Origin of the sequence: Sulfitobacter sp. W002 (assembly GCF_025142135.1) — a bacterium.
Classification (GTDB): domain Bacteria; phylum Pseudomonadota; class Alphaproteobacteria; order Rhodobacterales; family Rhodobacteraceae; genus Sulfitobacter; species Sulfitobacter profundi.
In genome coordinates, this window is sequence record NZ_CP081126.1 from 1,136,916 (window position 1) to 1,149,299 (window position 12,384).

Consider the following 12,384-nt stretch of genomic DNA (forward strand, 5'->3'; position numbering starts at 1 on the left):
TTCACTCCGTTTCTGTATTGTGGTCCTTGGCTTTGCCGTCTTCTTGCAAAGCGTTTTTGGTATTGGTGACGGCCGAGGCGAGGTGATGACGCAGCGCCTCGGATGTGGCTTTGGCGTCGCGCCGCGACAGGGCGTCGACGATGGCGCGGTGCTCGGCCAAGGTTTGGCCGCGGCCCGAGCGACGTTGCGAGGATTGAAACCGCGCCCGCCACAGCCGCGCATTGAACTTGAGATGCGTATCGATCAGCGGGGCGTTGCGGCTTGCCTGCACAATCGCTTCGTGCATCTGCATATCGAGGCGAAAGGATTCCAGCGGGGAAAGGGTGCTGTCTCCGGCCTCAATCTGGCGTTGATACTCGGCCACTTGAGCGATCTCGGCATCTGTGATGCAGGCGCAGGCCAACTCCCCGGCCAAGGCTTCGAGTGCCCCCATGACGATCAGGTTCTGTTCGATCTCATCCAGCCGGGGGTTGACGACCTGCGGGCGACGGGTGACCGAATATTCGATCAAGCCGTCCTGTTCGAGAATGGTCAGCGCACGGGTCAGGGGGGTGCGGCTGATGCCCAAGGCAGCGGCCAGATCACGCTCCGAGATATGCGCCCCGGCGGGCAGTTTCTCTAGCAAGATCAACTCGCGCAGCTTGTCGGCGGCGACCTCTACCAATGTGGCGCGGGGCCGCGCGAGGGCAAGCTCGCCCGTGTCGAGGTCCGTGATGTCGGTCTTCTTGCTCATGTCATTTTCCCCAGCTCAGCACCACCGGCTCAAGCGGCCGGATCAAGCGGAGTAGGGACTCTCGTGTCTGAGGATGCAATGGGGCAATCGGGTGACGACAGAATTCCGACCGGATCACGCCGCCTTCGACCATCGCCGCCTTGGCCGAGCGGAAGCCGCATTGACGGTTTTCATGGTTCACCGCAGGCAAGACGCGGGCATAGGCATCGGTCGCAGCCCGAAGATCGCCAGCCGCGAAATGGTCGATCACCGGCTTGATCTGGTCGGGAATCATGGCGCTGGTCATGGCGCCGGTGGCCCCGGCTTCGAGATCGGCGAGCAGCGTGATCGCCTCTTCGCCGTCGAAGGGGCCTTCGATGGCATCGCCACCTGCCGCGATCAGGTCACGCAGCTTGGTTGCGGCCTGCGGGCATTCGATCTTGAACAGGCGCACCTCTTCGATCTCGCGCGCCATGCGCACCAGCAGGGGGACCGGCAGGTCCACCCCCGAAAGCGGCGCGTCTTGCACCATGATCGGGATGCCGACTTTGCCCACTTGGGCAAACTGCTCAAAGCTTTGCTCTGCGGAACCCTTCAGCAATGCGCCATGGTACGGGGGCATCATCATGACCATCGCGGCACCGTGGTCTTTGGCGTGCTGCGCGCGGGCCACCGCGATTTGGGTCGCGTAGTGGCTGATGGTGACGATGACGGGCAGCCGCCCCGCCATATGCTTGAGCGAGACCTCGGTCAAAAGGCGGCGTTCCTCATCGGTGATCAGGAACTGTTCAGAGAAGTTGGCGAGGATGCAGATGCCATCGCTGCCCTGATCGACCATACAGTCGATCACACGTTTCATGCCCTCATAGTCGACCGTGCCGTCATCGTTGAACGGGGTAGGGGCGACGGGCCAGATGCCGGAGTATTTGGTCATTCTGTGATCTCGAAATTGGAAAGATGTTTGTCGGAAATGGTGATGCCGAGGCCGGGTTTGTCGTCGTCGAGCTGCAAGAACCCGTCCTGCGCCTCGGGGTCGCCTTCGAAGATGTAGTAGAACAGCTCATTACCGACCTCGACATCGAAGACCGGGAAGTATTCGGACATCGGACAGTTAATATTGGCCATGGTCAGGTGATAGTTATGCATCTGCCCGGCATGTGGGATGACCGGGATCTGCGCCGCCTCGGCGATGGCGTTGATCTTTTGCGCCGCCGTGATGCCGCCAACGCGGTTGGTATCATATTGCAGCACGCTGACCGCGCGGCGGTTGATCAGTTCGGCGCAACCGATCACGCTGTATTCATGTTCGCCGCCTGAGATTGGGACGATCCCCATGGCGTTCAACTCGGCATAGCCTGCCACATCGTCGCGATCACCGGTTCTTCGAGCCAGCGCGGCTCGTATTTCGCCAGTTTGGGCAGCATCCGCTTGGCATAGTCGAGGTTCCAACCCATGTAGCATTCGAGCATCAGGTCTTTGTCGTAGCCGATCACTTCGCGCAACGCTTCGACCCGTTTGAGGTTCTCGCGCATGCCTGCCATGCCGTCCTTCGGGCCAAAGCCAAACCGTGTTTTAAAGCCGGTGTAGCCGTGCTGCATCGCCTCTTCCGCTTCGGCTTGCATGCTTTCGACAGAACCCGCGTAAAGTTTGGAATAGTAGACCGGGATTTTCTCTTTGGTGCGCCCGCCCAAGAGTTTGAACACGGGTTTGTCGACCAGTTTGCCCATCAGATCCCAGATCGCGATGTCGACGGCCGAGATCGCGGTCATCCCGACCCCCTTGCGGCCCCAAGCGTGGCTGCGGCGGTACATTTTCTCCCACAGATAGGCGTAGTCGAAGGGGTCTTCGCCAACGACCAGCGGGGCGAACCATTCGTCGATCGCCTGTTTCACCAGCGTCGGGGCCAAGGCCGCATTGCCGATGCCGATCGTACCGTCTTCGGTCTCAATCTCGCAGGTCAGCCATTGGTGAAAACGAAAACTCGCCATGGCATCGCCCTTAATCCAAAGGGCATCTGACGCATTGGTGCAGAAATTCCCCGAGGGGGGCACGGTCGGCCCTTTCCAGTTCCAGACACGGGTGCGGACGGATTTAATCTTAGTCATCAGGGCCTCTCTTTTTTCGCTGTTTCTCGTTCTGCCGGACACTTCCGAAGACGAATCATGTTGACATCACTCTTAGCATCATATTGGAGTTTTGGAATGCCAAAATGCTAAAGCGCCCAAATTAGGGAGGGGAAGGAATGAAAAATGAACGACTGCACAAGCTGCCGCGCGTTCGTGGCTCATTTCCCGATAGGCAAAGGTGCAATGGATGCGGCAGAACTTTCTTAACCAACGGAGGAGATACGATGAAAACCCTTACAAAGAGCCTGAGCGCCAGCCTGGCCGCTGCGACCTTTGCACTTGTGACACCCGTGGCCGCGGACACCTATGTGGTGGCCGTGGGTGCGGCGTCGAACAGCCTGCAGGGCAAAAGCGCCGCACGCTTTGCCGAACAACTGCAAGAGCAACTGGGCGACGCCCACACGGTGGAATTCTATGCCGATGCACAGCTCGGCAACGAAAAGGAACTGATGCAGAAGCTGCGTCTGGGCACCGTGGATTTCACGCTGATCTCTTCCATCATGACCAACGTTGCGCCCGAATTTGCGCTATTTGACATGCCTTTTTTGGTACAGGATCGCGCGCACCTAAAAGCAATCGACGCCGAGATCGTGCAGCCCGACTTGGCCCCACTGGCGCGCAAGGCCGGGCTTGAAGTGCTCTCTACTTGGGAAAACGGTTTCCGTCAGATCACCAACAACGCCCGCCCCATCAACACCCCCAGCGATTTGGACGGGCTCAAGATCCGCACGCCGTCTTCTGAATGGCGGGTTTCGATGTTCAAAGAATGGGGCGCAAACCCGACGCCGATGTCTTTCTCTGAAGTGTTCGTCGCCCTTCAGACCGGCACAATGGACGGGCAGGAAAACCCGCTGACCAATATCGTCGGCGCGAATTTCCAAGAGGTGCAGGGCTACCTCAGCCTGACTGGCCACGTCTATTCACCTACCTATCTGACCACCGGGGCCGAAACTTGGTCGAAACTTCCCGATGAGGTCAAAACCGCCGCGACCGAAGTTGCCGCATCCGTTCAGGACTGGTCGCTGGACCAAGGCGAAACCGCCGACGGTGAACTGGTCGAGAAGGTCCGCGCAGCGGGGGGAGAGGTCAATGAGGCCGACAAGGCCGCCTTTATCGAAGCCTCCGCGCCGATCTACGCTGCCTTCTCCAGCCAAGTGCCGGGGGGCGACGCGCTCGTCTCGCGCGCGCAAGAACTGGCCAAGTAAACGCAGCTTCGCCCCGGTTGGCATGGGCTGGCCGGGGCCACTCAGAACAGGAGACAAGCATGGTCGCTAAGATCGAGCGTTTACTTCTTTGGCAATCGAAACGGTTTGCCTCGCGCTGTTGGTGACACTGGCGGGAGCGGTCGTTTATTCGACCACCATGCGTTACCTCGGTGCATCGCCCGCATGGTACGATGAGATTGCCAGCGTCCTGCTGGCTTGGCTCACCTATTTCGGCGCCGCCTATGCGGTGTTCATGCGCCAACACATGGGCTTTTCGGGCATCGTCATCGCCTTGCCGAAATCTGCGGCCATCGTGCTGACTTTATTTTCCGAGCTGCTCGTCATCATTTATTTCTCCGTCACAGCCTATTACGGCAATGCCGTCTTGGCGGTGGCGAAATGGGATTCACTGCTGTCTCTGCGCTGGATGACTTTGGACATCGTGCAATCGGTGATCCCGATCGCTTCGGTCTTGATGATCATCGGCACCCTCTTGACCCTGCCGCGCGCCCTGCGCTTGGCCGCGCAAGGGATTGATCCCGAACATGCAGAATCGACAAAGCCATTGCCGAGGCCGAGGCCGAAACCGCCACGCTCGACCTAAAGGACACCGCCAAATGATCCTCCTTTACACCACCATTGCCCTGATCACCCTGATCTTGATCAATGTGCCCATCGCCGTCGCGATCGGGGTGACCTCTATGGCGGGCTTTCTGCTGACTTCCGGGCCAGACGCCTTCTATGACATGGTGATCAAGCTCTATTCCGGCTCGACCTCCTTTCCGCTGATTGCCATTCCGTTGTTCATTCTGGCGGGCAATCTGATGAACACCTCCGGCATCTCGCTGCGGCTGATCAATTTTGTCACCGCGCTGATCGGCTTTATCCGCGGCGGGCTTGGTATGGTAAACATCGGCGTCTCGATGGTCTTTGCCGAGATCTCTGGCTCGGCTGTGGCCGATGTGGCCGCGACCGGCACCGTCCTGATCCCCGAGATGAAGCGGCGCGGCTATTCACGGACACTGGCGGCGGCGATTACATCCTCTTCGGCATCGCTTGCCATCATCATCCCGCCCTCGATCCCAATGATCCTCTACGGGCCATTGCCGAAACCTCGGTGATCAAGCTTTTTGTCGCGGGGGTCGTGCCCGGCCTTTTGGGGGCCTTTCTTTTGATGACGGTGACCTATGTGCTGGCCGTCCGCTATGACCTACCGCGTGCCGAGAGCTTTGATCTGGGCCATGTGGGCCGGACCTTCAAAGAGGCGTTCTGGGCCTTGACCATGCCGGTCATCATCCTTGGCGGTATCTTTTCAGGTTTGGTCACCGCCACCGAAGGCGCGGGGCTTGCGGTTATGGCGGCCTTGGTGATCGGGCTATTCATCTACCGTGATCTGGATGTGTCCCGGCTCCGCAAGACCATGCTCGAAGGCGTCAGCCAGACCGGCGTGGTGATGCTGCTGGTGTCCACCTCCGCCGCCTTGGGGTTGTTCCTGACCCAAGCGCAGGTGCCGCAAACCTTGGCGGCCCAGATTACCGATGTCACCACGAACCCGCTGATCGTTCTGGCACTGTTGAACCTGCTCTTGCTGGTCTTGGGGATGTTCTTGCATGGGGCCGCCGCGATCATCTTGGTCGTGCCGGTGGTGATGCCGCTGGTCAATGCGGTGGGGATTGATCCGATCCACTTCGGTATCATGGTAACGCTGAACCTTGCGATCGGTCAGCAGACCCCGCCTGTGGCATCAGTGCTTATCACCTCCTGCTCCATCGCCCGCGCGGGCATCTGGGAAACGTCTCGCACCAACTTGCCGTTCATCGCCGTGTTGGCGTTTGTCCTGCTCTTGGTGACCTATGTGCCCGAAGTCTCCCTCGCGCTGACGCACTACCTTGATTGAGCAAGATCAATGCATTCTCGGGTGGGTCATCCTGCCCGAGACTGCATGCGGCTTGCTGAGACTACGACGGTTTTCGCCTCCCGGCGCGGCCATTATCCCCGCGGTGATTGCCCGCGTATGGAAAAGGGTTTTGCCCAGTTGCAGCACCCGGCTTCGACCCCCAGCAAGGCTGTTTTGCGATCTGGCCGCTGTGGCGTTCGTGTAAACAAGGCCGCCGTAGCTGCGGGCCCACGGCGCGCCTAGGCCCGCAGCAACCCTGCCAAAACAAACGGCATTTTCCGCCTCTGTCACAAATGTTTTGCATTGTCAGGCCACAAGGGGCCGCAATGCGTTGAAGTATAAATTGACCAAATGGTCTAACGCGCGCATTCTGCCGACAATTAGTACACTAGAAAGAGGATTTCCCATGACACGAACCATTCTGCTGGCCGGCACCATGCTGGCGGGTCTCGCCTCCGTGGCCCAAGCCGACACACTGCGTCTTCTGACATGGGGCGGCTACGCACCTGAGGACGTGGTCGCGAAATTCGAAGAAGAGACCGGCCATACCGTCGAAGTCACGAAATCCAACAACGAAGAGATGATCGCCAAGCTGCGCGCCACGGGCGGCGGTGGTTTCGACCTCGCTCAGCCGTCGCAAGACCGCATCATGGGCCCCCAGATGGAATTCGGCATCTACAAGCCGATCGATGTCTCCAAGCTGAACAAAGAACTGTTCATCACCTCCATGCTCGACTCGACCATGGCGAACACCACCGTGAACGGTGATGTCTACGGCGTGCCGCATGTCTGGGGCACCTCCGGTCTGGTGATGAACACCGCCGAAGCGGGCGAGACGGTGAAAGATTACACCGACCTCTGCGCGCCGGAAGTGGCGGGTAAGGTCTCCTACCGTCTGAAACGTCCGACGCTGATCGGTTTCGCCTTCGCCATGGGCGAAGACCCCTTTGCCGCCTATGGCGACGAAGCCAAATACGCCGAGATCATGGGCAAAGTCGAAGCCAAGCTGATCGAATGCAAAGAGAACGTCAAAACCTACTGGGGCGGCGGTGATGAGCTGATGAACCTGCTGCGCTCGGGCGAAGTGACCGCGTCGATGGCATGGGACACCGGCGGTTGGAAGCTGAACGACGACAACGCTGATCTGACCTTCGTGGCCCCGACCTCGGGTGCGTTGGGCTGGATCGACACCTTCGTTCTGCCCGCCAAAGGGCAGGCCGACGATGTGGCCTATGAATGGATCAACTTTGTCATGCAGCCCGAAGTCGCGGCGATGATTACCGCAGCGGCGGGCAACTTCACGGCCTCTGCTGGCGCGGATGAGTTTGCCGAAGACAGCCTGAAAGCCAAGTACCAGGCCAGCTTCCCACAAGAAGCGATCGACAACATCAAATGGTATCCGCCGGTGCCTGCCGGTCTGGAAACGATCGAAGGCGAAGTGCTGGACCGCGTCCAAGCTGCCAACTGATAACTGACCCTACGAGCGGCACCCTCACGCTGAGGGTGTCGCTCCTTTATACGGAATTCACATGACCCCAGATCTGGAATGCGTCGACCTCGTGAAGCGGTTCGGCGATACCACCGCTGTTAACAACGTCTCCTTCACGGTGCCGCCGGGCAGTTTCTTCTCCATCCTCGGGCCTTCGGGCTGCGGCAAGACGACGATCATGCGGATGATCGCGGGGTTTCTTGACCCGACCTCGGGTGACATTCGGATCAAGGGCGGATCGGTGCTCGATACGCCGCCGAACAAGCGGCCCGTGAACATGGTGTTCCAACATCTGGCGCTTTTCCCGATGATGACGATTGCCGAGAATATCGGCTACGGGCTGCGCCGCCGGGGGATGGCGAAGGGAGAGATCGCGCACAAGGTTGATGAGGCGCTCGACCGGATCGGCCTGCCGGGGATCGGCGCGCGCAAGACGGATGAGCTGTCGGGCGGTCAGAAACAACGGGTCGCCATCGCGCGCTGCATGGTGTTGGAGCCTGACGTGCTGCTGCTGGATGAGCCGCTGGGGGCGCTGGACCTCAAGCTGCGCGAACATATGAAGGTTGAGCTTAAATCGCTGCAAGCCGCCTTTGATACGACATTCGTCTATATCACCCACGACCAGTCCGAAGCCCTCGTGATGTCCGACCAAATCGCCGTGATGAGCAATGGCCAGTTTGAACAGGTCGGCAAGGGGCAAGACCTCTACTACCGCCCCGAGACGCCCTTCGTCGCGGGCTTCATCGGAGAATCCAACCGCTGGAAGGGCCGGATTGAGCGGGTTGAGAGCGGCACCCTGCAACTTCGCACAGACAGCGGACTGGCGATGCGGGCCACGGGCGCGGGCCTTGCCCAAGGCGCACGCGCCGAGATTTTCGTGCGGCCTGAATCCATCCGGCTGGCCGCCAGCGCAGATGCGCTGTCGGGCTTTGACAATCAACTGACGGGCACGGTGACGAGCCTGCTATTCAACGGCGCGGCCTCGCGCGTGTTGGTGCAGGATGACGTAGGTGAAACGCTTGAAGTCACGCTGCCGCAATCGGGAGAATTCTCAAACTTGAAACGTGGCGACGCGGTGCATATCGGCTGGGGCGCGGGGCAGGCGACCTGCTTTGGGGCCGCCTGATGCGCAGCCAATCCCGCATTACATTCTACCTGCTGCTGACGCCTCTGGTGCTGTGGCTGGGTCTGCTCATCATCATCCCGCATATCGACATGCTGCTGATTTCGCTGCGCGAACGCATCAGCTTTGGCGTCTATGAAACAAGTCTTGCGCAATATGAAAAGGCGCTGACCGAACCACTGTATCTACGCACCTTCTGGCGCACGGCGGTGATGTCGGTTCTGGCAACCGCGCTGACGCTGCTGATCGCCTTCCCGGTGTCTTATTACATCGCCAAGATGGCCAAGGGGCGGTTGCAACAGGTGTTGTTCCTGCTCTGCCTGATCCCGTTTTACGTCTCCGAACTGGTGCGCACCTTCGGCTGGATGATCCTGCTGCGCGAGACCGGTCTCGTTTCGAACCTGTTGCAATGGGTGGGGCTGGCGGACCGTCCGGTGGAGCTGCTTTACACCGATGCCACGATGATGGTCGGGCTGGTCTATACCTCTATGCTTTTCATGGTGGTGCCGCTTGTCACCACGCTGGAAAGCCTCGACGAAAGTGTGATCGAAGCAGGCTATGATCTGGGCGGAAGCGGGCTTTCGGTCTTGCGAGAGATCATCATCCCCCACGCCATGCCCGGCATTGTCTCGGGCTGTATCGTGGTCTTCATGCTGAGCTTGGGCAACTACCTGACGCCGACGATGCTGGGCGGCAAGGATAGCCTGTGGTTCACCGAAATGATCTATAACCAGTTCATCGTGCGCTCCAATTGGGAGCTTGGCGCCGCCTTTGGCTTTATGCTTCTGGTGCTGTCTTCGGTGATCGTCTGGGGGATGCTGTGGCTCACGGGCCGGACCCTCAAGGAAACGATGGGGTGATCCAATGATCCCGACAATCCCGCAATCGCGCAGCTTTCGCATCCTCTATGGTGGCTATGTGGCGCTGTTCTTTCTCTATCTGGCTCTGCCGTTGACCGTGGTGGCGGTATTCGCCTTCAACGACAGCCAGTTCCCCTCCCTTCCGTGGGAGGGGTTCACGTGGAATTGGTTCTTTGGCGCGGAGCGTCCGCAGATCGGCGTCTTTCACGAACGCGGCATTCTGCGGTCGGTGGGCACATCGGCATTCGTGGCGCTTTGCGTGGCGATCATGTCGGTCTGCGTGGGCACGACCAACGCCTTTTTGTTCAACCGCTATGAGTTTCGCGGCAAGGGGTTGCTCTATGTGCTGATGCTGCTGCCGCTGGTGATCCCCGGCATCGTTTTGGGCATCTCGGTTCTGGTGTTCTCATCCACGCTGGCCAATGGCGTTTGGGACATGGCGAAGGTCGACATTCAGGCGCTGCGCCCCGGTCTGCTATTGGTGATCTTGGGGCAGTTCAGCTTTATCACCACCATCGCCACGCTGGTGATCTCGGCCCGCTTGCAGAAGTTTGACCGCACGCTGGAAGAGGCGGCGCTGAACCTTGGCGCGGATCGTTTGACGGCTGTGCGCACGATCACGCTGCCGTTCCTTGCACCTGCGATGATTGGCGCGGTCGTAGTGGCGTTTCTCATGAGCTTTGAGAACTTCAACACCACGCTGATGCTGGTGGGTTCTGATGCGCCGCTGACCATCGCCATGTTCGATCGATTGAAAGAAGGCTCAACCCCGCTGTTGAATGCCGTGTCGCTGCTGTTGATGCTGGGCTCGTCGCTTCTGGCGCTGATGGTGATCTTGTTTCAAAAACGGAGCTAAGACCTCGGCAGGCCCGTGCTGGGCCTGCCGCCTTTGGTTAAAGCGCCCCGCGCACCGCCAGACAAAACCTCGCTAACATATCCGCATCCTCGACGAGGCTACGCCGCAGCGTCCGGGGCAGTTCAAGCTGCACCCCCTCGCCAGAGCGGGTGCGGTTGCAGATGTTCGTCTCATGCACGCCGGGCAGGGTAGTGTTGGGCGCCGCGTCAAACCCCGCGTCGCGAAGGGCCACGCCGATGGCATCGCGTAGCGCCTCGGCGCGCCCACCAAGCCAGACCGTTTCGGTGCCATCATCCTTGCGCCCATGGATCGCCACGGCCAGCGTCGCCCTCGCCACAAGCTCCAACGCCTGCGGCTCGTCGAAGCGGTGCGAGGTGATGTGGAAATCCCCATGCGCCCCGGCCTTCAGCGCCTCGAACAGATAGTAGGAATAGTCGCTTCCTGCGATGGCCTCGGCGATCAGGCTGGTCTCAGGCTCAATCGTGCCGCCGTGGGGCGCCAGAATGACCACCGCGCTGCCCCGATCCTCGGCGCGTATGCGGTAATCGAGATCCGCTGTCATCTCGGCAGAGAGGTCGGCGAAATTGTCGAAACGATCTGTCATGGACTGGCTCCTATCAGTTGGGGGCAGGGGCGGGGGCGGCGCTTAAACGTCGAGCTTGCGGACCGTCTTGCTGATCCGCCCGTCTTTCCGCTCCAGAAGGACAATCTCACCGAATTCGATTTTCAACCACTCGTCCCCGTCTTCGGTCAGCGGCTCTGACGCGAGTATGGCCGAGGTGGCCTCCCCCTCGGGGCAGGGGTCGATGTCATAAGAATTCGCATGGTCCTCAAAATTCGCGCCGGTAAGGAGGTAGATCGGCTCAAGCAGCATCGAAAGGGGCAGGTCCTCCTCCCGCAGCTTTTTCCAATCGCCCGTCACATCGGTTTCGCCCTCATGGCCGCAGCCAAAGTTCACGCCGATGATCCGTTCCGAACTGACAAGCGCAATCTTGAGTTTGGTTAGCGCCGCAAGATCGAGGTCGCGCGCAGCTTTGCAAATCACCTTCAGCAGTTTTTCAAACCCGCGCTGCACATCGTCATCGCTGTCGCCTTCCAGCAATGACAGCAGCAGCACATAGAGAAATTCCGTATCCGTCGTGCCGCGCATCTGGGTGAGGTATTGATCTTTGCAATGGGGTAGGAGCTCACGTTGCAACTGCCGCCAATGGGGCAGGGCACCGTTCTGCGCGATGATCCACGGGGTATGGTTAAAGGAAAACGGGTGGCAGTTTTCATCGGCCTGCACGACGCTGGCGTCATAAGAGGCCGCGCGGATATGCGACAGCATCGTATGGGCCTGCAGGCTGGGGATCAGGGTCTTGGCATTGTCGTCGTGAAAGGCCGCTTTGGGCCGGTGATAAAGCAGCGGCGCGTCGGGTTTCAGCAGATGCGCGCTCCAGGCGGCAAAGCCCCAACCGGCCAGTTGCAGGCTGGGGTGAAGTTCCGGATCAAGGCTCTGGTTCAGCAGGCTGTTCTCAGGCGCAAGGAGCAGTGACTCGATTGGCAGTTCAGGTCCGATATAGGCGAGGAAGCGGCACATGGTTTTCCTTACTCTTGAGATATTTCAGCGGTTTCACGAAGGGTGTGAAGGGCTGAGATAGAGCGGTGCACGCGGAAATCGACAGGGGGGCCGAACAGGGGGGGCGACAGGGGGCTTGCAGGGGGCGAATGCCCCACCCTGTCGACGACAGGCGCCGCCAACTGGGCTGGGGCGCGGTGGCTTGACCAAAGAGCGCCGCGGGCGGCATCAGATGCGCGCCACCCGCAGTCTGACCTATGATCAAACGTCAGAGATATAGTCCGCCGAGACATAGCCCTGCACCTCTGGCGCATCGGCCAAGGACACCCGGCACCAAAGCTGGCCAATCTCGGTCACGCAATCGCGGCGGTTCAAGATGGTGCCATCGGGCAGCCCCATGATGACCCCGAAATCAAGCCCGGGCCCAGACCGCAGCTTCAAAAGCTCATCCGGTCCGGTGCGGTGGACCATCACCTGATCGGCGGCGATGCCCGCACAACCTGCGGCGAAAATAAGGGTGGAAACGGCTGCGAATGTGGTCCTGCGCATGATCTG

The 12,384-nt window shown here is 59.9% G+C and carries 13 protein-coding genes and 1 pseudogene; 8 read left to right on the top strand and 6 right to left on the bottom strand.

Features of this window, described 5'->3' with window-relative positions; genetic code table 11:
• Position 1: 1 nt before the first annotated feature.
• The 3 genes and pseudogenes from K3758_RS05580 to K3758_RS05590 form a co-directional block, all read right to left on the bottom strand.
• On the bottom strand, positions 2–733 hold the full coding sequence (locus tag K3758_RS05580; RefSeq protein ID WP_259948474.1) for a GntR family transcriptional regulator: 732 nt from the start codon (positions 731–733) through the stop codon (positions 2–4).
• 1 nt (position 734) lies between these two features.
• Positions 735–1,646, bottom strand: coding sequence for a dihydrodipicolinate synthase family protein (locus tag K3758_RS05585; protein ID WP_259948476.1), 912 nt, complete (start codon positions 1,644–1,646; stop codon positions 735–737).
• A pseudogene (locus tag K3758_RS05590) lies at positions 1,643–2,817 on the bottom strand (L-rhamnonate dehydratase). The gene K3758_RS05585 and the pseudogene K3758_RS05590 overlap by 4 nt, the downstream one beginning before the upstream one ends.
• 245 nt (positions 2,818–3,062) lie before the next feature.
• Here K3758_RS05590 and K3758_RS05595 point away from each other — a divergent pair.
• The 8 genes from K3758_RS05595 to K3758_RS05630 all read left to right on the top strand — a co-directional run bounded on the left by K3758_RS05595 (position 3,063) and on the right by K3758_RS05630 (position 10,268).
• Entirely contained in the window at positions 3,063–4,043 is a 981-nt protein-coding gene (locus tag K3758_RS05595) for a TRAP transporter substrate-binding protein (protein ID WP_259948478.1), read from the top strand.
• An 88-nt stretch (positions 4,044–4,131) separates the two neighbouring features.
• Positions 4,132–4,647, top strand: coding sequence for a TRAP transporter small permease (locus tag K3758_RS05600; RefSeq protein WP_259948479.1), 516 nt, complete (start codon positions 4,132–4,134; stop codon positions 4,645–4,647).
• Positions 4,648–4,660: 13 nt separating this feature from the next.
• Complete coding sequence (locus K3758_RS05605) at positions 4,661–5,164, top strand: TRAP transporter large permease subunit (RefSeq protein ID WP_259948489.1); 504 nt, start codon at positions 4,661–4,663, stop codon at positions 5,162–5,164.
• Positions 5,161–5,940, top strand: a complete 780-nt coding sequence (locus K3758_RS05610) for a TRAP transporter large permease (RefSeq protein ID WP_259948490.1) — start codon at positions 5,161–5,163, stop codon at positions 5,938–5,940. Before K3758_RS05605 ends, K3758_RS05610 begins: the two co-directional genes overlap by 4 nt.
• A gap of 406 nt (positions 5,941–6,346) precedes the next feature.
• Positions 6,347–7,408, top strand: a complete 1,062-nt coding sequence (locus K3758_RS05615; RefSeq protein ID WP_259948493.1) for an extracellular solute-binding protein — start codon at positions 6,347–6,349, stop codon at positions 7,406–7,408.
• 61 nt (positions 7,409–7,469) lie between these two features.
• Positions 7,470–8,555: an ABC transporter ATP-binding protein gene (locus K3758_RS05620; RefSeq protein ID WP_259948496.1), complete on the top strand. Its 1,086-nt coding sequence runs from the start codon at positions 7,470–7,472 to the stop codon at positions 8,553–8,555.
• Positions 8,555–9,412, top strand: a complete 858-nt coding sequence (locus K3758_RS05625) for an ABC transporter permease (RefSeq protein ID WP_259948497.1) — start codon at positions 8,555–8,557, stop codon at positions 9,410–9,412. The genes K3758_RS05620 and K3758_RS05625 overlap by 1 nt, the downstream gene beginning before the upstream one ends.
• 4 nt (positions 9,413–9,416) lie before the next feature.
• A complete protein-coding gene (locus K3758_RS05630; RefSeq protein ID WP_259948498.1) occupies positions 9,417–10,268 on the top strand; it encodes an ABC transporter permease in 852 nt (283 codons plus the stop codon).
• Between the two features lie 37 nt (positions 10,269–10,305).
• On the opposite strand, the gene K3758_RS05635 is transcribed toward K3758_RS05630, so the two are convergent.
• The 3 genes from K3758_RS05635 to K3758_RS05645 all read right to left on the bottom strand — a co-directional run bounded on the left by K3758_RS05635 (position 10,306) and on the right by K3758_RS05645 (position 12,378).
• Positions 10,306–10,872, bottom strand: coding sequence for a poly-gamma-glutamate hydrolase family protein (locus K3758_RS05635; protein WP_259948501.1), 567 nt, complete (start codon positions 10,870–10,872; stop codon positions 10,306–10,308).
• 42 nt (positions 10,873–10,914) lie between these two features.
• A complete protein-coding gene (locus tag K3758_RS05640; RefSeq protein WP_259948504.1) occupies positions 10,915–11,850 on the bottom strand; it encodes a class II glutamine amidotransferase in 936 nt (311 codons plus the stop codon).
• Between the two features lie 240 nt (positions 11,851–12,090).
• Positions 12,091–12,378, bottom strand: a complete 288-nt coding sequence (locus K3758_RS05645; RefSeq protein WP_259948507.1) for an SH3 domain-containing protein — start codon at positions 12,376–12,378, stop codon at positions 12,091–12,093.
• Between the last annotated feature and the right edge of the window lie 6 nt (positions 12,379–12,384).